At 29.1% G+C, this 18,816-nt stretch carries 23 protein-coding genes; 3 read left to right on the forward strand and 20 right to left on the reverse strand.

Annotation, left to right across the window (positions count from 1 at the left end):
- Positions 1-12 precede the first annotated feature (12 nt).
- The 19 genes from JNUCC81_RS09615 to JNUCC81_RS09705 all read right to left on the reverse strand — a co-directional run bounded on the left by JNUCC81_RS09615 (position 13) and on the right by JNUCC81_RS09705 (position 15,828).
- Entirely contained in the window at positions 13-696 is a 684-nt protein-coding gene (locus JNUCC81_RS09615; RefSeq protein ID WP_454093262.1) for a TIGR02536 family ethanolamine utilization protein, read from the reverse strand.
- Between the two features lie 14 nt (positions 697-710).
- Positions 711-1,343 (reverse strand): ethanolamine utilization phosphate acetyltransferase EutD, encoded by a 633-nt coding sequence (gene eutD / locus JNUCC81_RS09620; RefSeq protein WP_454093263.1) that lies wholly within the window; start codon positions 1,341-1,343, stop codon positions 711-713.
- A gap of 12 nt (positions 1,344-1,355) precedes the next feature.
- Entirely contained in the window at positions 1,356-2,114 is a 759-nt protein-coding gene (locus JNUCC81_RS09625) for a cobalamin adenosyltransferase (RefSeq protein WP_454093264.1), read from the reverse strand.
- Between the two features lie 75 nt (positions 2,115-2,189).
- Positions 2,190-2,477 (reverse strand): ethanolamine utilization microcompartment protein EutM, encoded by a 288-nt coding sequence (gene eutM, locus JNUCC81_RS09630; protein ID WP_042274179.1) that lies wholly within the window; start codon positions 2,475-2,477, stop codon positions 2,190-2,192.
- A gap of 63 nt (positions 2,478-2,540) precedes the next feature.
- Complete coding sequence (locus JNUCC81_RS09635; protein ID WP_454093265.1) at positions 2,541-4,010, reverse strand: acetaldehyde dehydrogenase (acetylating); 1,470 nt, start codon at positions 4,008-4,010, stop codon at positions 2,541-2,543.
- A gap of 2 nt (positions 4,011-4,012) precedes the next feature.
- Entirely contained in the window at positions 4,013-4,657 is a 645-nt protein-coding gene (locus JNUCC81_RS09640; RefSeq protein ID WP_454093266.1) for a BMC domain-containing protein, read from the reverse strand.
- Positions 4,658-4,666: 9 nt separating this feature from the next.
- Positions 4,667-5,320, reverse strand: coding sequence for an ethanolamine utilization microcompartment protein EutL (gene eutL / locus JNUCC81_RS09645; RefSeq protein WP_454093267.1), 654 nt, complete (start codon positions 5,318-5,320; stop codon positions 4,667-4,669).
- Between the two features lie 23 nt (positions 5,321-5,343).
- Complete coding sequence (gene eutC / locus JNUCC81_RS09650) at positions 5,344-6,225, reverse strand: ethanolamine ammonia-lyase subunit EutC (protein ID WP_454093268.1); 882 nt, start codon at positions 6,223-6,225, stop codon at positions 5,344-5,346.
- A 12-nt stretch (positions 6,226-6,237) separates the two neighbouring features.
- Entirely contained in the window at positions 6,238-7,602 is a 1,365-nt protein-coding gene (locus tag JNUCC81_RS09655) for an ethanolamine ammonia-lyase subunit EutB (RefSeq protein WP_208331514.1), read from the reverse strand.
- Positions 7,603-7,619: 17 nt separating this feature from the next.
- Positions 7,620-9,053: an ethanolamine ammonia-lyase reactivating factor EutA gene (gene eutA, locus JNUCC81_RS09660; protein ID WP_454093269.1), complete on the reverse strand. Its 1,434-nt coding sequence runs from the start codon at positions 9,051-9,053 to the stop codon at positions 7,620-7,622.
- A 157-nt stretch (positions 9,054-9,210) separates the two neighbouring features.
- A complete protein-coding gene (locus JNUCC81_RS09665; RefSeq protein WP_454093270.1) occupies positions 9,211-10,206 on the reverse strand; it encodes a sensor histidine kinase in 996 nt (331 codons plus the stop codon).
- On the reverse strand, positions 10,196-10,771 hold the full coding sequence (locus JNUCC81_RS09670; RefSeq protein ID WP_208331516.1) for an ANTAR domain-containing response regulator: 576 nt from the start codon (positions 10,769-10,771) through the stop codon (positions 10,196-10,198). Before JNUCC81_RS09670 ends, JNUCC81_RS09665 begins: the two co-directional genes overlap by 11 nt.
- A 97-nt stretch (positions 10,772-10,868) precedes the next feature.
- Positions 10,869-11,303, reverse strand: coding sequence for a EutP/PduV family microcompartment system protein (locus JNUCC81_RS09675; protein WP_042274190.1), 435 nt, complete (start codon positions 11,301-11,303; stop codon positions 10,869-10,871).
- Positions 11,304-11,305: 2 nt separating this feature from the next.
- Positions 11,306-11,656: an ethanolamine utilization microcompartment protein EutS gene (eutS, locus tag JNUCC81_RS09680; protein ID WP_042274214.1), complete on the reverse strand. Its 351-nt coding sequence runs from the start codon at positions 11,654-11,656 to the stop codon at positions 11,306-11,308.
- A 233-nt stretch (positions 11,657-11,889) separates the two neighbouring features.
- The gene (locus JNUCC81_RS09685) at positions 11,890-13,020 is read right to left on the reverse strand and encodes a 1-propanol dehydrogenase PduQ (RefSeq protein ID WP_454093271.1); all 1,131 of its coding nucleotides are present in this window, start codon (positions 13,018-13,020) and stop codon (positions 11,890-11,892) included.
- Positions 13,021-13,185: 165 nt separating this feature from the next.
- On the reverse strand, positions 13,186-14,118 hold the full coding sequence (locus JNUCC81_RS09690; protein ID WP_454093272.1) for a DUF362 domain-containing protein: 933 nt from the start codon (positions 14,116-14,118) through the stop codon (positions 13,186-13,188).
- A 133-nt stretch (positions 14,119-14,251) separates the two neighbouring features.
- Positions 14,252-14,437, reverse strand: a complete 186-nt coding sequence (locus JNUCC81_RS09695) for a hypothetical protein (RefSeq protein ID WP_454093273.1) — start codon at positions 14,435-14,437, stop codon at positions 14,252-14,254.
- Positions 14,438-14,562: 125 nt separating this feature from the next.
- A complete protein-coding gene (locus JNUCC81_RS09700; RefSeq protein WP_454093274.1) occupies positions 14,563-15,294 on the reverse strand; it encodes a cell division protein in 732 nt (243 codons plus the stop codon).
- 33 nt (positions 15,295-15,327) lie between these two features.
- Positions 15,328-15,828, reverse strand: a complete 501-nt coding sequence (locus JNUCC81_RS09705; RefSeq protein WP_454093275.1) for a QueT transporter family protein — start codon at positions 15,826-15,828, stop codon at positions 15,328-15,330.
- Positions 15,829-16,109: 281 nt separating this feature from the next.
- On the opposite strand from JNUCC81_RS09705, the gene JNUCC81_RS09710 reads away from it, so the two are divergent.
- Together JNUCC81_RS09710 and JNUCC81_RS09715 are read left to right on the forward strand one after the other, a co-directional pair.
- On the forward strand, positions 16,110-16,457 hold the full coding sequence (locus tag JNUCC81_RS09710) for a hypothetical protein (protein WP_454093276.1): 348 nt from the start codon (positions 16,110-16,112) through the stop codon (positions 16,455-16,457).
- 104 nt (positions 16,458-16,561) lie between these two features.
- Entirely contained in the window at positions 16,562-16,945 is a 384-nt protein-coding gene (locus JNUCC81_RS09715) for a Fur family transcriptional regulator (RefSeq protein ID WP_208331523.1), read from the forward strand.
- Between the two features lie 44 nt (positions 16,946-16,989).
- On the opposite strand, the gene JNUCC81_RS09720 is transcribed toward JNUCC81_RS09715, so the two are convergent.
- The gene (locus JNUCC81_RS09720) at positions 16,990-17,199 is read right to left on the reverse strand and encodes a hypothetical protein (RefSeq protein WP_454093277.1); all 210 of its coding nucleotides are present in this window, start codon (positions 17,197-17,199) and stop codon (positions 16,990-16,992) included.
- Positions 17,200-17,368: 169 nt separating this feature from the next.
- Here JNUCC81_RS09720 and JNUCC81_RS09725 point away from each other — a divergent pair, with 169 nt between their 5' ends.
- Positions 17,369-18,781: an MATE family efflux transporter gene (locus JNUCC81_RS09725; RefSeq protein ID WP_454093278.1), complete on the forward strand. Its 1,413-nt coding sequence runs from the start codon at positions 17,369-17,371 to the stop codon at positions 18,779-18,781.
- Positions 18,782-18,816 lie beyond the last annotated feature (35 nt).

An 18,816-nucleotide genomic window follows, 5' to 3' on the forward strand; every position in this document is an offset into this window, starting at 1 on the left:
AGAATATCTCCTTTATAGCCTATCTACTTTTAAATGATGTATTCTTATAAAATCATTAGCAAGTGGAGTAACTATACTTTTTTTCCCTACTAAAATTTTGCTAACTCCATTCATTTGTGGCTTTCTTAAGTCGGATTCTGATATAAGCTTTTTATTTCTTAAATCAAGAACTTCATCCATAGCCTCTATAGCTTTATCTATTATAGTCTCATTTGAATTATTAACTTCTTCTTTATAAGTGATTTTATTTTCATCTAATATGTTGAATACGTCTTTTATAACCTTTACACCAAACTTTTTAAGTTCTTGTTCAAAAGCTATATATTTATTGTATAGTGCTTTTGGTGCACTAGATTTATATCGCTTATATTCAAGTCCGTCTTCCATTATATAAACTTTTTTACCCATCATAAGCATTTTAAGTATGAATCTTTCTTCATTAGATGTAGAATTTCCAATAGATAAGTTAGAAATACCTCTTAAGCAAAGTCTAGATACTATAACTATATCTGATTCTTTAATGCTATAATCATAACTTAAAACTTCAAAATTATCCTTTAGTGAGTTAAATCTATTTTCATCTTTTTCCCAAAGAACTACACACTTAGGTAAATTTTTAGCTTCACTTACTTTAGAGTCATTAATCTTTTTATATATTTCATCAACTATAAGATCTATCAGCTTATTATAATCCATAAATAGCACCTGCCTTATAGGTTATTTTTTATTATTCTAGCTAAACACCCTTTAGAAAAACCGCAAGCGTTTGCTTCATCATAGTCAATATGCATAAATGTTTCAAAACTTTCATTTACTCTGATAATAACATCATCAAATATTAGTGGTCTTTGTCCAAATACTTTAACTTGAACTACTTCATTATCAGAAACATTAAACTTCTTAGCATCATCTGGTGTCATATGAACATGTCTTTTAGCTGCCATAAGCCCTTTTTCTAAAGTTATACTTCCTTTGTCAGTAGATACTGTTACTCCTAAAGTATTAGTTAAATCTCCACTTTGCTTTATAGGTGCCTTTAGACCTAATGAAGAACAATCTGTTAAAGATACTTCGACTTGAGTTTCTTTTCTTTCAGGTCCAAGTACTATAACATTTTTTAACTCTCCCTTAGGTCCACTTATTGTAACTCTTTCAGCACAAGCATATTGACCAGGTTGAGATAAATCTTTTAATTTTGTCAGGTTGTAACCTTCTCCAAATAAAGCATTTATGTCTTTTCTACTTAAGTGTATATGTCTACCTGATGCTTCAACTTCTATAAAAGCTTCTTTTTTTACTCGATTAACAACTTCGTCTACGATGCTTTCTAATAAATCTTCCATGATATCCTCCAACTATTTATACTTATTTGTCCTAATTTTGTAAATCATGATCCAAAATACTGAGGATAATCTATTTAACGCTTTAATTAAATCTTCTCTTTCAACTTGACCATATTCACCTTTAAAAGCTTCATATGCAGCAAGTTCTGCTTCTCTTGTAAGACTTCTTATACTATTTATAGCAACTACCATCTCTCCCATTTCGTAACTTGGGAATTCATGACCTATGCCAAAGTACTTTTTAGGATAATGAGATTGTTCTCTAAGTTCTTGAGGTGTTAATCCTAAAAGTTTAAAGTCATCTAACTTTTCTTCTAAAACTTCACATCTCATTATATTTCTTACAAAATCTAAAACCTCTTGGAGATCTTTGAGCAACTTGTTCATATCATTTTTTTGACATAAGATTTGAGTTTCTAAAACCTTTGATTCTAGAGAGTCTATCTTACCTCTTAAAACTATTGTTTTATGATCTTTAAAAACAAGTAAGTTTCCTCTTAAAGAAGTCATATGTTCAGGCTTTTCATCTAAATTAGCTCCAAATACTGTAACATATTTATATTTTTTTTCTTTTTCAGTTTCTTTTATAGCTTCTTTTTCATTAGCTTTTTGAATTTCATCTAAAGAATCAACATACTTTAATACAATATTTCTATCTTTTAAATAAGATTTTGCTGAAGGAGTTATTATTCGCCCTTTTTGTACATAAAACTCAGTTAATTCTTTTCCACCTACTTGTTTTCTAACTTCACTTTCTGTTAAAACAGCCATATCCTCACACCTCCAATCAGATGTATAAAATGTGCTACCTAAATCGGTAGCACATATTTACTTTATATTTTGTTTCTACTTTTCGCTATATTTTGGTAATATAGCGTCTACTTCAAAGTGTGGTCTTGGTATAACGTGTACTGATACTAATTCTCCAACTCTTTCAGCTGCTGCTGCTCCTGCATCTGTAGCTGCTTTAACTGCACCAACATCTCCTCTTACCATTACTGTAACTAATCCTCCACCAACTTGTTCTTTTCCTACTAATTGAACGTTAGCTGCTTTAACCATAGCGTCTGCTGCTTCTATTGCTCCTACTAATCCTTTAGTTTCTATCATTCCTAATGCGTTTGCGTTTGCCATAATAATTACCTCCAAAATTTATATTTTATAATTTATTTTAATTTTTTGTTTAAACAATTTTAACTATCTTAATTCTTGTATAATTCTTTTAACTAACATATCTATTAATTCTTCTTTACCACTTAAATCTATGTTTAAGTTTGAAGTTTGTGGTTTACTTCCTCTTAATTCTTCTATTTCTTTAACTCCATAAGCAACTTTTTTAATATTTATTAAATCAAGTGCCCCTATATTATTTGATGTTGAACTTCCACCTATTGCTCCACAACCTAATGTTAAAGCTGGTATCATATTAGTTGAACCACCTATTCCACCAAGTGCTGAAGGAGTATTTACAAGTACTCTTGATACTGGCATGTGTAGTGCAAATGTTTTTACTAATTCTTCATTATTTGCATGCATTGAGAAAGTATGTCCTGCACCTTCATTTAGTAATATTTCTCTACATCTAGTCATTACCGCATCTATATTTTCTTCAACATAGAAAGCTAATATTGGTGTAAGCTTTTCTCTTGAATACGCTACATCATGACCTACTTTAGTTTCCCTAGCAACTAGTACTCTAGCTGAACTTGGAACATTTGTTAAGTCAGCTAACTTGCATATAGTATCTACACTTTTACCAACTATTTGTGGGTTCATAGTACCATTAGCTCTCATTATGAATTTTGATAATTTTTTGCTTTCTTCTTCATTTAAAAGATAAGCTCCTTGTGATTTTAATTCATGTACAACAGTATTTTCCATAGATTTTTCTACTACTATAGATTGTTCTGATGCACATATAGTTCCATTATCAAAAGTTTTAGAATCTAATATTCTTTTAACTGCTAAAGCTACATCAGCAGTTTTGTCTATGAAAGCTGGTCCATTTCCAGGTCCAACCCCTATAGCTGGAGTTCCTGAAGAGTAAGCAGCTTTAACCATTGCTTCTCCACCAGTTGCTAATATTAATGAAGTATCTTTATGCTTCATTAATTCATTAGTTCCTTGAATACTAGGTGTAGTTATACATCCTATAGCTTCAGCTGGACAACCTTCTTTAACTGCTGCTTTTCTTATTATATCTACAGTTTCAAGTATACATTTTTTTGCATTTGGATGTGGCGAGAAAACTATAGCATTTCCAGCTTTTAAAGATATCATTGCTTTATATATTACAGTTGATGTTGGGTTTGTTGAAGGTATAAGACCTGCCACAACTCCAACTGGTGTTGCTATTTCTATTATTTTATTTTCTTTATCTTCACCGATTATTCCAACAGTCTTTGTATCTTTTAGGTTTTCATAAACCATCTTAGATGCGAAAACATTTTTTACTATTTTATCTTCCCATTTACCAAATCCTGTTTCTTCATTTGCCATTTTAGCTAATTTTTCAGCATTTTCATATCCTGCATCAGCTATAGCCTTTACTATTTTATCTATTTGTTCTTGACTCATAGATTGAAGTTTTTGTTGTGCAACTTTAGCACTTTTAACAAGAGTTCTAACCTCTTGTATAGATACTAAATCTTTATCTAGAAGTGTCATTTTTATTCATCCTCTCTATAAAACTTATCAACTAGAGATATTAAATCTTCTTTCTTTAAAGAGTTTAATTCTTTATAAGTCATCTTTGATCCTAATGACTTTGCTAAGTTTTTCAGTTCCTTAACGCTAAGTTTTGATAAATTAGGTCTTACCTTTTTATCACTACTAACTTCAGGTAATTCTTTTTTAACCTCTATAGTTTCTTTAATTCCTTCTATTTTTTCTATATTTTCATTCTTTGAAATTTCTACTTTTTCTTTATTTTCTATTTGAGTATTTTCTTCAATAGATGTTTCTTTCATTTCCACTTGAGTTTCTTTTTTAACAATCTCTTCTTGAACTTCTACTTGAGTATTTTCCTCAAAAACTGCTTCTTCTTTTTTGAAGATAGTTTCATATACATCATTGTGTAGTCTTGGTATAACATGAGTTGCTCTTAGAGTACCTATTCTGTCTACAGCGTCTGAAGCTGCTTCAACAGCTGATTTTACCGCTCCAACATCTCCTGTTACTTCAATTGTTACAATTCCTTGTCCAACCTTTTGTATTCCAACAACTTTTACACTTGCAGATTTTAAACAAACATCTAAAGCTTCTATGGCAGCAACATAACCAATTGTTTCAACTAATCCTAAAGCATTAATCATTTATTAACCTTAAAATCCTGTTGGGTTATCTGCTACAGCTTTGACCGCTTCTGCAAAAGCATCACATGCTGCCTTACAAGCTGATTGAGAACCTGTAAGTAATGCTCCTCCAAAGTTTGTTTCAGTAGGAGGTTCAAATAGTTCACACATCTCTACATCTGCTGCTTTAAGTGCTGCATCTAAAGCATACATCGCTTCAAGTGGTGGTGCTACTAAGTAAGCTAATGCTTCACCTTCTCTTATTCCAGCTACTTTAGAAAGATATGTTCCTGTTCTTGATACACAATGTGCATAGTATGCTATTGAGTCATCATCATTAGCACTTATGAAAGTTGATCCATATTCCATGAAATCTAAAACTGCATTTAATCCACTTCTTACCTCTGCTGGGCTTGGTCCTGCTATTATACCTAAAACTTCACCAGCAAGTTTAGTTGAAGCATTTGCAGCTCCAGCATACATTGACTTAGCGTAAACTACATCTACTTCAGCTGCCTTTGTAGCTTCATCAAGTGCAGTGTATGTTACATCATCACAATCAGCTGTTATTAAACCTAAACTTTTGTGATGTGATTGTAAATCTAATTTTTTAGCCATTTCTGGACTTATATTTGAAATTATCTTAACTCCTAATACATTAGGGCGTATCGCATCATTTTTCATATTTTAATTTCCTCCTATGTGAATTATTTAAGATCTATACCTGAAGCTTTTTTCTCTAACATAGTTTTTATTAAATCAGCTATATGTGCTCCAGCTTCAACTGCTGTAGTTCCACCTTTGTGTATGTTTGATATAACTGTTCTTTTAGCCTCTGCCATTCCTATAAATGGTTTATATGCAATGTATGCTGACATTGATTCAGCAGTTACAAGACCTGGTCTTTCTCCAACTAACATACATATAACTTCACTTTTTAATTCTTCACCTAAGTGGTCCATAGCTCCAACTCTACAATGTTTAACAAATAATATTTCACTAGAATCTATTCCATACATTTTTAAACCTTGCTTTATAGATGGTACTATATCTTTTAAGTTAGCTTCTATTGCTGCTGAACTTAACCCATCACCAGCCATTAATAATACTTTTTGGTTAGTACCGAATTTAGATTTTATTTTATCTATAGTTTCTTTTGAGAATCTTCTTCCAAGATCTGGTCTTGTTAAATACTCATCTTTATGAGTACATAAAGTTTCTACCTCAAATAAGTTATTTTCTTTTATAAATTCTTCAGATACATATGAGAAAACTGAATCTTGAGCCGCTGCATGGTCTGCTCTTACTCTTAAAGCAGTAGCTGTTTTATATCTAGCACCACATCTTCCTGTTCCTATTCTCGCAGGAGTTTTAGCTTTCATATCTAAGTACGCTTCTCTATCCTTTGGGTTTTCAACTAATAATTGCTTTTTTATATCTACTTCTGTTATATCATCTATAAAAGCGTTTTTATCAACCATAGTTTCACTAACTTTATTTGCAACCTCTTTTATAGCGTCTGTATCAACTTGACCAACCATTTGGCCAACTAATTGTTCTACTAATGCTTTTAAATCCTTTTCATTCATAACTTAGACCTCCTATCCTAATAATATAGATGCATCTCCAGCTTTTTCTATTAATTTTCCATCTTTACTGAATTCCATCTTTTCTAACCATTCATCAAACTCTTTTATTGCAGTTAATCCAAACATCTCTCTAAGTGATGCTGTTTCATGATATCCTGTTGTTTGGTAGTTAAGCATTACGTCATCTCCATGAGGTATTCCCATAAAGTATGTGCATCCTGCTGCAGTTAATAAAATAGCTAAGTTTTCTATATCATTTTGATCTGCCTTCATATGGTTTGTATAACAAGCATCAACACCCATTGGTAATCCGCTTAATTTACCCATAAAGTGGTCTTCAAGGCCAGCTCTCATAACTTCCTTTGCATCATATAGGTATTCAGGTCCTATAAATCCAACAACTGTATTAACTAAGAATGGACTAAAACGTTTTGCAAATCCATAACATCTAGCTTCCATAGTAACCTGGTCTATTCCGTGATGTGCTTCTGATGAAAGTTCTGAACCTTGACCAGTTTCAAAGTACATTACGTTTGGACCTGTGCAAGTTCCTTGCTTTAATACTAATTGTCTAGCTTCTTCAATAGTCGCTGCATTAAATCCGAAAGCTTCGTTTCCTTTTTCAGAACCAGCTATAGATTGGAATATAAGGTCTGTTGGAGCACCTTTTCTTACAGCTTCCATTTGAGTTGTAACGTGTGCAAGTACACATATTTGAGTTGGTATATCAAATTTCTTTTTAACTTCATCAAATCTCTTAAGCACCTTTGTTACACTCTCAACTGAGTCATCAACTGGATTTAATCCAAGTACAGCATCTCCTATACCATAAGTTAAACCTTCTAAAAGTGATGCTAATATTCCATCTGGATCATCTGTTGGATGGTTTGGTTGAAGTCTTGCAGATAAAGTTCCTGGTTCTCCTATTGTTGTATTACAATGAGCTTTTACTATTATCTTTTTAGCTGCATAAACTAAGTCCATATTTGACATTAATTTTGCAACTGCTGCTATCATCTCAGAAGTTAAACCTCTAGAAATTCTTGCTATATCAGCGCTTGTAGTATTAGAATCTAATAACCACTCTCTTAAGTCCGATACTGTCCAGTCTTTTATTTCTTCATATATCTTTTCATTTAAATCATCTAATATTATTCTTGTTACCTCATCTATTTCATAAGGAACTGCTGGGTTATTTTTTATATCCTCTAACTTTATGTTAGATAAAACAACTTTAGCCGCTACTCTTTCCTCTGAAGAGTTTGCTGCAACACCAGCTAATTTATCTCCTGACTTTTCTTCATTAGCCTTGGCCATTACATCATATAATCCATTAAACTGATAAGTATGTCCAAATAATTTTGTTTGTAAAATCATCTGTTTTCCTCCTTTTATTAATTAAAAACCAGTGTTTTTATTACTACTGGTAATACTTGTCCATCTGCTATTGGCTTACCAATATCTATGTAGTCTCCATTTTCAACTTTAACACTATCAAGACATATTACATGCTTTTTAAAGTCTAATTTCGAATACATACTTTGTCCTAAAACTTTAGCCATATCTTTTTCTACAATAACTATGAAAGGTAAATCATTTTCTATAAGTTCTTTCATTCCATTGACTAAGCCCTCTGCATAAGTTTGTATATCTAAAAAGCTTGGATTAGATTTTCCTTCAATTCCAATCACAACTTTTTGAAGATCATTTTCTAATTTAAACCAGTTAAGTTTATTTTTTATAGCTTCACTTATATGCTTGCTATCTCCAGCTTCATCATCTTTTGATAATTTTAAGACTGGTAAGTTTTTAAGTGGAAAAGCTTCACTAGTGTAAGTTATTGTACTTCCACTAACCTCTGTTGTGTGAGAACCAGCTCCTACAACTGTAGCTCTTATAGTTTCCATTGATCTTACAATTTCAAGTTTTTTAAACTCTTCACAATTTTTAATTGCTTGTCCAAGTAAAACTCCTATATCACCATACTTAAAGTAATCATCAATTTCTCCATCATAGTAAACATAATCAGCAACTCCACCAGAAAAAGATATACACTTTATAGGTTCATCTAATTTGATATTTTTGTTTGTAACTATATAATCAAATAATTCACTTTGATTTCTTAAACCAACACTTTCAAGTAATAAATCAACCATAATATCAACTATTGGACTAATATTTTCTAGAGTAGCTATACTTCCAACACTTAGATTGAATTTATTATCTTTTATAATTCTTTCAATCTTTGGTGATATATAAGTTATTTTTCTAGTACTCTTGTCTATTTTTATAAGCCTTCCACCTATATCTAAGCATCCAGTATCACAAACTTCACCTCTTTTAAAAAGTGCTAAATTTGTTGTACCTCCTCCTATATCTAGGTTTACAACAGTTGTTGAATGTTCCTTTGAGTAAATATGAGCTCCAGCACCTTTTCCAGAAATTATACTTTCTAAATCAGGTCCAGCTGTAGCTACTACAAAATCTCCTGCAAAACCACTTAAACTATGAAGTACATCGTTTGCATTTTCTTTTCTTGCAGTTTCACCAGTTATAATAACTGCACCAGTTTGAATATCATCTTTGTTGATATTAGCTTTTTTATACTCAAGTTCTACTATTTCTTTTATTTTCTCTCTATTAATTTCAGTATTTGAAATCAACGGAGTAAAATAAACTTCACTTTTGTAAATCATTTCTTTATCAACAATACTTATTCTAGGTACTGAAAAACTTGATGCCATATTTTCAACTATTAGTTTTGAAAATATAAGCTGTGTGGTACTTGTTCCAATATCAATACCAACACTTAATAACTCTTCTCTCATTTATTTCACCTCCATACTCAAAGTATGTCTTAAACAAGCAAAGAGGCTTAAAGCTATAATAAATATAAGTATAAATTTACCTAATTTATTAATAACCTTAAGCCCCTTTGCTCAATTAACACTACTACTTTGTAGATTTAGTTATTAGTTTTATATATTAATTTGTAGATGGTATTTTTATTGAAATTTTTGTTCCTCTTTCATTTGAATCTCTTTCGATATTTCCTTTTAATACTTGTTTTATATAGCTATCAATTATATAGGTTCCCAAACTTTCTTCATTTACATATTTTTCTTGAAATCCTATTCCATCATCAATAACAACTATACTTTTATAATCATTTTCTTTATTTACTGCTATTTTTATATTTCCATGTTCTCGTCCTTCAAAAGCATGGTCATAACAATTTTGTATAACTTCATTCATAACTAATAATAATGCAGTTGCCTTTTCACCATTTATTTTGAAATCTTCTCCTTCTATGCAAATATTTATCTCTTTATTGTCACAATAGCCACCTTGGATATTGCTTACTAATAGATTCATTGCACTTAGTATAGAGATATTATTATTAACTTCTTTTGATAATAAATGATGTGTTGATAATATTGCAAATACTCTATTTGTTATATTATCTAAACAATTTTTAACTTCTTCATTATTAGATATTCTACTTTGCTTTCTAAGAAGCGATATTATAGTTTGAAGATTATTTTTAACTCTATGATGAGCTTCTCTTACTGCTACTGATTTAAGAACAAGCTCTTCTTCGACTATTAATACTGCTATAACTTTATCATTTAAGTTTATAGGTTGTATAGTTTGGCTTACAACCTTACATTCTTGTGTCAGAGCTTTTATATTCCTTGTTGTAATACCTGTGTTCAGCGTTTCTATTACTCCTGGTTCATTTTCATTTAAAGCTCTTTTACCTATAACGATTTCTTTATATAGAGATTTATTTTTAGGCTTAGCATGAGATACAACAAAAGCTTCATTTTTATCTTTACTTAATACATCTATAAAAACATCACTGTTATATAAGTTTGCCATTAAGTCTAAAGATTTTGAAACTTCTATAATTTTTTCAATTTCACATCCACTTAAATGTGTATGTTCTCTACATATCTCTCTTATCATTTTATTCATCATATCCAATGATAATCATTTTAGCTATTTCAACCATGGTTGTTCTTTTATCCATGCTAAGTTTTCTTATCCTATTATAAGCCTCATCTTCTATTATATTAAACTCTTTTATAAGTATTCCTTTTGCTCTTTCAATTATCTTTCTTTCAGTTAGCTTAGAGTTGACTTTTTCTAAGTCTTTTTTCATTTTTTCAAATTCATCTACTTTTGATAAACACATTTCTATTGTAGGTATTAATATCTTTTCACTAGCTGGCTTTACTAAATATCCAAAAGCTCCAATATTTTTAGCCTTTTGGATATGGTCCTCGTCTTCAAAAGAAGTTAGTAACAGTACTCCACCTGCTAAATTTTCTTTAGATATTATTTTACCTGCTTTTATACCGTCTAAAATTGGCATATCTATATCCATAATCACTAAATCAGGATTATATTTTTTGCACATTTCAACAGCTTCGAATCCATCGCAAGCTTCTCCTATTATGTTGTATCCTCTATCTTCTAGTGTATCTTTTATGTCCATTCTTATAAGTGGTTCATCATCAACTAACAGTATTTTCTTCTCCATAACATTTCCCTCGCTTAAAATATATTTGTAAATACTTAATAGTATTTACAAATATATTTTTTAATTGTATAACATATCTAAAAAATTATGTTTACTATTAAAGTTCACTTAAGTATTCAAGTAGTTCATCTAGTCCTATATTTTCTATAGTATCTACTTTAAATATTTTACTAGCTCCAGCTAATTCTAATCTTTCTTGAGCTAAGTTTATTTGTTCTTCACTATTAGCTTTACTAATTTTAGTTATAACTCCAATCACCTCTTTACAAAAGATACTGGAAAAACCTGGTGCTATATAGTTTTCTTCTTGTGTACAATCATATACTATTGCTATAACTTTTGCATCTACTGATGTAGTTATTAAAGCATTGTATAATGATCTGTTTTCCATATACTCTCCTGGAGTATCTATTGCATTGTTATAAAGTTCTACTGATTGAGTTTTCTTATATTTAATTTCTAGTTGATCTAATTTTTGACATAAAGTAGTTTTACCACTGCCTGTCTTTCCCATAAAAATTATATTTTTCATTATTATGTCCTCGTTATTTTAGTAGATGTAAAGTTTAACATATCTCCTAAAACTTGTAACACTTCATCAAGTGCAGATTCTACAGAACTTACATCTCCTGTAACAACTAAAGATCCACTAAATCTGTCTATAAAACCTAATGATACGCCTGATGCTTTTGTTGCAACATCTGCTGCTATTATTGATGCTTCACTCGGCGTTATTGTTAAAATACCAATTGCATCTTTTTTGTCAATAACAAGTCCTAATTTCTTATATATATCTTCATTAGGATTAGCTATAATATGAGCAAGTGTAACTTGTTTACCTGGAACATATTCTTGAATGACTCTTTGTTTAGTATCTTCTGCCAATTTATACCCTGCTTTCTTTAATAACTTTTTATAACTAAATAGAGGCTTCCAAAAGACATATAAATACATATCTTCAAGAAGCCTCATTGCTTTCAAATAAGTTATCACGCCTTTGTGATACTTTTATTATAATTTTTTGTTTTATATTTGTCAATATATAATTACAATTTTATAAAAACATTTTCCTTTATTGAATGAATTTGACGATTTTAGAATGTTTTTGACGCTTTGTATTACTTGATTTTATTTAATATGTCTATTATATCTTTTTCTGTAACTTGCTTTGGATTTGTAATAGTACATGCATCTTTTATTGCTAAAACAGCTATATCATCTTCAACACTACTTACATCTGATACATTCACATTACACTGACTTAGATTTTGTGGCATATTCATTTCTTTTTGCATTTTCTTTATTTCATTGATTAAGCTTTTTACACCTATTCTTGCATTAGAATTATTTAATCCTAATAACTCAGCTATTTGAGCATACTTTTGAGCAGTCTCAGAGTACTTAGCATTACTATATCCTTCTATCCCAGCATTAAATTCTATTACATGTGGTAATAATATTGAGTTTGTTCTACCATGAGGTACATGAAGCTTACCTCCTATTGCATGAGCTATAGAGTGATTTATACCAAGTGACGCTTGATTAAATGCAAGTCCTGCTAAGCATGATGCATTATGCATTTTTTCTCTAGCACATAAGTCGTTTCCATCTTTATAAGCTTTAGTTAAATATTCAAACACAAGTTTTATAGCTTTTTCAGCAAGTGCATCTGAAAAATCATTTGCATCTGTTGAGACATATGCCTCAATTGCATGAGTAAGAACATCCATACCTGTATCCGCGGTTATAAAGTTAGGTACTGTTTTTACTAATTCAGGGTCCAATATTGCTATATTTGGAATAAGTTCAACTGAAACTAATGGATACTTAGCCCCTTTTTGTTTATCTGTTATTACAGAAAAAGATGTTACTTCAGAACCTGTACCACTTGTTGTTGGAATAGCTATAAATTCTACGTCAGATACTTTTAGTATTCTTTTAGAGAAGTCCATTATAGCCTTTGAAGCATCTATAGCTGATCCTCCTCCTAAAGCTATAATAACATCTGGCGTTACTCTATTAAACACTTCTACTCCACTTACAATAGTTTCTATTGGTGGATCCGGAACTATATCACTAAAAACTTCATATGAAGAGTTTACAAGATGTACTAGTATTTTATCTATTGTATTTGACTTAACCATAAATGGATCTGTTATTACTAATATTTTTTTCCCTTTTATTTCTTCAAGATACTTTAATGAATCTTTTCCAAATTTTATTTTTGTCTTAACTTCAAAATTATACATTTTTATCTCTCCCTTTATCAATATTTATTTATAAGTTTTAAAATTAATAAACAAAAAGCTCCATAGACATAAGTCTATGGAGCTTCTTTGCTCTTTCAACACCACTTTGTGTTAATATTTTTAATATACTATTTACGTAAAATATTGTCAATATACTATTTATTTTTATTCTCCATGTATATCTTTTATTTTATCTCTGTCAAGCATAACATTTTTACTTCCATATGCCGCTTTACTAAACATTGTTTCTGCTTCTTGCAAATCTATACCTTTTATAGTCATATTTTCTGGTTTTACTTCCCCAAGTTTATCCTTATATAATCCATATATATAACAAACTGCTTGAGGTAAAAAACCTAATAATCTAGATCCTATCGCATCTGCTGCTAAAGGATCTGTTGATGCTATTATAAGTCCTTGTGTATCTACAGCCATTCCATTAGAAGGTCCTGTTCCAATCATAGCTTTGTCACAACTTACTATTGCTAAATCAATTGGTATTTTATTCATTATAGCTCTTATAAATCCATGTAAATCTTCATGTATTCCTGTTTGTTTTTTAGGATAACCATGAATTTCGGCTGGTGGCCATCCCATAGCTATATTTTTTAAACTTGCAGTTACAGTTGCTTCTTCATGTTGTTTTAACTGAGTAAATGAAATTATAACATCAGCTTCATTTATTACTTTATTTATAGGTGTTGATTTTATTATTTCATGATTTAAATTTAAATCTATATAAGGCCCATAATTTAAATCTATAAATTCTACTTCCTCTTCTTTTATAACTTTATCATAACCTACTTTTTCCATTACATCTGTAGTTTTGCATCCACCTGAACCTGTTGCTATGTATATTTTTGAAGGATTTTTCTCTTTTACATATTGTATTAATGTTTTTAATGTTTTAGGTCCAACTGTTGCTGCTGATTTTGGACCATTATCATTAACCCAATTAGGAGTTATTACGACTTTGTCTCCTTCATTTATTATTTTATCTATTGGTAGTAAGTCTAGTGCTTTTTTTAAAGAATTACTTTCTGTCATTGCTTTTGTTATAGCTACTATTGGTTCTTGTACTTTTCTATTCCTTATCATAAGTTTCTCCTTATTAATAATTTATATATTAAATTATTAACATGTAGCTTTATAATATTCTTAAATATAAAGATTAATATACAAAATTATTTCTAACTCAAATAAAAAGCCGTAATTTAATTACGGCTTTTTATTATTTTTCATCATATGGAGGCGCTTCTTTGTGAAACGGAACTGATGATTGCTTTTGTATTTTTTTAGAAACTCTTTCACCATCAGCTATTTCTTTAGCTATTTCTAAAGGTGTATTTGCATGGTTAACTAAATCTCTTAAAGATGTATTTTCATCTGTACATCTTTTAGTAGTATTCTTTTGCATATAATCATCCTTTCATACTTTTTATATTATAATTTCACAAAATACGACTTCTTATTCTATATATATAATTTTTTAATAAATAAAAAAGAGATACACTCAATAAATTTAATGTATCTCTTTTTTATTTAGTTGTATATTAAGCCAACTTTTATTTTTCCTTGTAAATTATCCTTTAAGTTCATTGAGAATATTGATTCATAAGTATCCTCACAAGAGTCTTGTATTAAAGTTAATAAATTATTTAAACTAATCATATCTTCTGGTTTAAAATCATTTGATCCCATTTCTAAAAGTATAATACCTTTTTTGCCTGTAAGTTCTTCTCCACTTTGATTCATATTATCAAATAAATTTTTAACTATTTCTTCATGAGATTTAGTACTTTCAAATTCATTATATGAATATTTTATTCCTTTATCTGAGGCTAAAACTTCTTTAAGATCTGTTAAATCTATATTTATCATGCAAGTATCTAATATAGAATCTAGCATCATATTTATTAAGCATAGTAAATTATCTATATTTTCATCACATATATTAATTTCTCTATCTATATTAAATTCATCTTTATTTATTTTATCTGCTGAATTTAATCCAATAGATAGTACTCTTCTTTCACCAGCCATATATCCAATAGCTTTTACTATTTCACATGCTTTTTTATTTTCAATTGAATAAGTCAAAAATAATACATCTACCCCATCTAAAAGAGTTCTTACATATTCTTTGTCTACATCTTGATTTATATTTATTTTTTCTAAATCAATATTTTTATTCAATTTATTAGTTATAGAATCTAGGGTATTTATACCTTCTTGACCTATTCCTATTATTTTAGAGCTTTGTGCTTCTTTCATAATTTCTCCTTAACGATTAACTATTAAATTTTGTTATAATAAACTCTTTAATTTATTACCATATTTTTTCTCTATCATATTAAATAAAGGAACACCTATTATAGTTATTACCACAAATTGTCCAAATCCTACCTGTAACATAGAAAGTATTAATGGGAATCCAAGGAATTTATTTAACATTATACCTATTATTATAGCATTTACTATAGTTGGCCACAATGATGCTATTAATAAATGTACTTTTTTATCTTTCATAGTTTTTCCTGTTAAGTAAACTAAATACGTACTTATAAATGTTGCTAATGTTCCAAATATTATATCAGGTACACCATATGGGCCTATGACATTAGCTAAAAAACATCCAATAGTTAACGCTAATATATACTCTTTACCAAGTAAAGGTAATAAAACCATTACTTCTGCCATTCTAAATTGTATAGGTCCATAGCTTATACCACTTAACGCTAATGTAATTACTGCGTATAATGCAGCTACTAGTCCTAAAGTTGTTAATTTCTTTGTATTTTGTCTCATTTTAAATCTCCTACTAAATTATTTTTTAGCCTAATTTACTAGCAAAAAAATAAAACCGTAATGTGTATCTACGGTTTTTTGTACAATAATTATAACATTGTATAAATGTTTTTTACCGTAGTTTTATTTATAGACAGGAGGCTTACGAACTGTCTTATTAAGTTTACTAAGATAGTATATACCATAATATTTATAAATTCAAACTATTTTTTAATTTATAGTAACATTTTTAATGTTATATTCATATTGTAAAATATTACTACATAACGATTGGAGGTATTATGCCTAAAATTAAGAGTATACATAGAGGCTATGATATAGAAAAATGCTGCAATGGGTTGGCTAATCAATATTTAGTATTAGTAACTATATTTGCAGCTATAATTTCACAAGAAATTGAAAATGATGAAGATTTAGGTATATTAGGCTCCTTTTTAGTTTCTTTAGGTGAAGAATTAGCCTTATCTTCTGAAATACGGATAGCGTGTAGGGAAAAATTAGAAAATCAAAATTCTTCCGATGAAATAGTAGAAGATGTATTTGATAGATGTAGTAGCAATCCTAAGAAAAAAGTAAAAAAAATAAAGAGAAAATATATAAAAAGAAAGAATAAACCAACAAATAATTAAGTACTTCAAAATAAAAAGCTTAAATTATTAATATATTTATGTTTAAAAACCTATGATATGTGGTATATTTTAAGATATAATATTTATATAGAGTAGGTGATATTATGAAATTTTCAAAACAAAGGGAATTAATTTTAAATACTGTATTAGAAAACCGAGTACACCCTACTGCCGACTTTATTTACACATATCTAAAAAAAGATAACCCTAATTTAAGTTTAGGAACTGTTTATAGAAATTTAGCTCAATTAGTAGAACATGGATTTATAAGAAAAGTTAGCATACCTGGGTATCCTGATAAATTTGATGGAAACCTTGATAGTCATTATCACCTTATATGCGAAAAATGTGGTGAAATTTATGATTTAGATTCAAAAGTTTTAGATAATCTAAATATAACACTATCAAATGAACTCGGAGTTGATGTAACATCATCAAATATAACACTTAAAGGAATTTGTAATAACTGTAAAAAAATTAAATCTTAGTCATATAAAAAATAGGAACTTATATAAGTTCCTATTTTTTGCTTTTAGTCTTCTCTTGCAGTTTTTTGGTCATTATGATGGTTATGTCTAGTAACCATAGTTTTAGTACTATATTTCGCTTCACCCTGAGAAGCTATTTTTGCATTAACTTCTGTATTGTTTGGGCCATTAATTCCTAATTCTTTTGCAAATTCTAATTTAGTTTTTTGGTAATCTTCCATTTTTCTTGTACTTGGTCTTTTTCTATGAGTCACAATGCCACATCCTTTTTGATTTTATTTCTTTCTTATTATTTCACATTTTTAATTTTAAAATTCTTATTATTTTTATATAGATTTTTCAAAATATTTAGATATCAATAAATAAATGTAGTATAATTTTAGTATATAATTAATTTAAATAATAATAAATTGGGGGAATTAGATGAAAGATTTGACTACCGGTGATGAGGGAAAATCCATATTTTTATTTACAATGCCAATGTTAATTGGTAGTTTATTTCAACAATTATATAATACCGCTGATAGTATAATTGTTGGTCAATTTATTGGAAAAGATGCTATGGCTGCAGTGTCTGGTGCTAATCCTATAATGTTTTTACTTACATCTTTACTTTTAGGGGTAAGTCTTGGTTTTTCTATATTAATATCTCAATATTACGGCTCTAAAGATATTAAAAATGTTAAAGCTACTATTGATACTACATATATTTTCGTATTCATAACTTCTATTATAATAACTATAATTGGTATTACATGTGCTGGTATTTTATTGAAATTTATGAATACTCCTGATGCAGTATATGAACAGTCTAGGCTATACTTAATAGTAATATTTTTAGGAACATTATTTTCAGCTGGCTATAACTCAGTTAGTGCAATATTAAGAGGACTTGGAGATTCAACTACTCCTCTTTACTTTTTAATAATAGCTACTGTTTTAAATATTTTGTTAGATATATTATTTATTATTAAATTTAACATGGGTGTTGAAGGAGTAGCACTTGCTACAATAATAGCTCAAGGTGTATCTTTTATAACCAGTGTTATTTATCTTAATAAAAAGCATAAGGTATTAAAATTTAGAATTAAAGGAATAGTTTATAATCATAGTATATTTAAAACTGGTCTAAGACTAGGAATACCTAGTGGTATTCAACAAATGCTATTTTCATTTGGAAATATAGCTCTACAGTCTTTAGTTAATGGTTATGGTACATCTGCTATGGCAGCTTTTGGAGCAAGTTCTAGAGTTGAAACATTTATTTCTTTACCTATTATGAATTTAGGTGCTGCTATTTCTACATTTGTTGCACAAAATATGGGTGCTGGCGAAATGAATAGAGTAAAAAATGGTGTACGTTCATCTTTAAAAATGTCTTTAGGAATATCAATATTCGTAATTATTATATTTGTTGTATTTAAAGAAAACTTAATATCTTTATTTAATTCTGATGCTGATGTAGTATCTATAGGTTCTTCTTATTTAATGATTACTGGACCATTTTTTGTTTTTATATGTACATCATTTATACTTTCAAGCGCTATAAAGGGTGCTGGTGATTCTCTGTTCGCAATGATAAGTTCTATAGTATCTCTATGGATAGCTAGAATACCTGCTGCTTACTTGTTTTCTAAAATATTTGGTGTTAATGGTATTTGGATTGGTATCCCTGTTGGATGGATTATTGGTTTTATAATTACTGTAATTTATTATAAAAAAGGTAAGTGGAAATCAAAATCAGTAGTAAATCACAAAGTTGGTACAACTGACGAATTTTGTGATAGTAACTTTACTACTCCCGAAATTGCTAGCACTAATTATGAATCAGATTAAAAATCCAATATACTTCCTTAAAAAAGCTACCGAAT

Source organism: Faecalimicrobium sp. JNUCC 81 (assembly GCF_053667625.1).

Coding starts and splice junctions, on each gene's coding strand:
- JNUCC81_RS09675 (WP_042274190.1), bottom strand. CDS start 11,303: ATGAAAAATATAATTTTTATGGGAAAGACAGGCAGTGGTAAAACTACT.
- eutL (WP_454093267.1), bottom strand. CDS start 5,320: ATGAAAAATGATGCGATACGCCCTAATGTATTAGGAGTTAAGATAATT.
- JNUCC81_RS09665 (WP_454093270.1), bottom strand. CDS start 10,206: ATGATGAATAAAATGATAAGAGAGATATGTAGAGAACATACACATTTA.
- JNUCC81_RS09655 (WP_208331514.1), bottom strand. CDS start 7,602: ATGATTTTACAAACAAAATTATTTGGACATACTTATCAGTTTAATGGA.
- JNUCC81_RS09685 (WP_454093271.1), bottom strand. CDS start 13,020: ATGTATAATTTTGAAGTTAAGACAAAAATAAAATTTGGAAAAGATTCA.
- JNUCC81_RS09625 (WP_454093264.1), bottom strand. CDS start 2,114: ATGGCTGTTTTAACAGAAAGTGAAGTTAGAAAACAAGTAGGTGGAAAA.
- JNUCC81_RS09700 (WP_454093274.1), bottom strand. CDS start 15,294: ATGAAAGAAGCACAAAGCTCTAAAATAATAGGAATAGGTCAAGAAGGT.
- JNUCC81_RS09670 (WP_208331516.1), bottom strand. CDS start 10,771: ATGGAGAAGAAAATACTGTTAGTTGATGATGAACCACTTATAAGAATG.
- JNUCC81_RS09635 (WP_454093265.1), bottom strand. CDS start 4,010: ATGACACTTCTAGATAAAGATTTAGTATCTATACAAGAGGTTAGAACT.
- eutC (WP_454093268.1), bottom strand. CDS start 6,225: ATGAATGAAAAGGATTTAAAAGCATTAGTAGAACAATTAGTTGGCCAA.
- JNUCC81_RS09690 (WP_454093272.1), bottom strand. CDS start 14,118: ATGATAAGGAATAGAAAAGTACAAGAACCAATAGTAGCTATAACAAAA.
- eutM (WP_042274179.1), bottom strand. CDS start 2,477: ATGGCAAACGCAAACGCATTAGGAATGATAGAAACTAAAGGATTAGTA.
- JNUCC81_RS09725 (WP_454093278.1), top strand. CDS start 17,369: ATGAAAGATTTGACTACCGGTGATGAGGGAAAATCCATATTTTTATTT.
- JNUCC81_RS09640 (WP_454093266.1), bottom strand. CDS start 4,657: ATGATTAATGCTTTAGGATTAGTTGAAACAATTGGTTATGTTGCTGCC.
- JNUCC81_RS09615 (WP_454093262.1), bottom strand. CDS start 696: ATGGATTATAATAAGCTGATAGATCTTATAGTTGATGAAATATATAAA.
- JNUCC81_RS09705 (WP_454093275.1), bottom strand. CDS start 15,828: ATGAGACAAAATACAAAGAAATTAACAACTTTAGGACTAGTAGCTGCA.
- JNUCC81_RS09695 (WP_454093273.1), bottom strand. CDS start 14,437: ATGCAAAAGAATACTACTAAAAGATGTACAGATGAAAATACATCTTTA.
- JNUCC81_RS09710 (WP_454093276.1), top strand. CDS start 16,110: ATGCCTAAAATTAAGAGTATACATAGAGGCTATGATATAGAAAAATGC.
- eutA (WP_454093269.1), bottom strand. CDS start 9,053: ATGAGAGAAGAGTTATTAAGTGTTGGTATTGATATTGGAACAAGTACC.
- eutD (WP_454093263.1), bottom strand. CDS start 1,343: ATGGAAGATTTATTAGAAAGCATCGTAGACGAAGTTGTTAATCGAGTA.
- JNUCC81_RS09715 (WP_208331523.1), top strand. CDS start 16,562: ATGAAATTTTCAAAACAAAGGGAATTAATTTTAAATACTGTATTAGAA.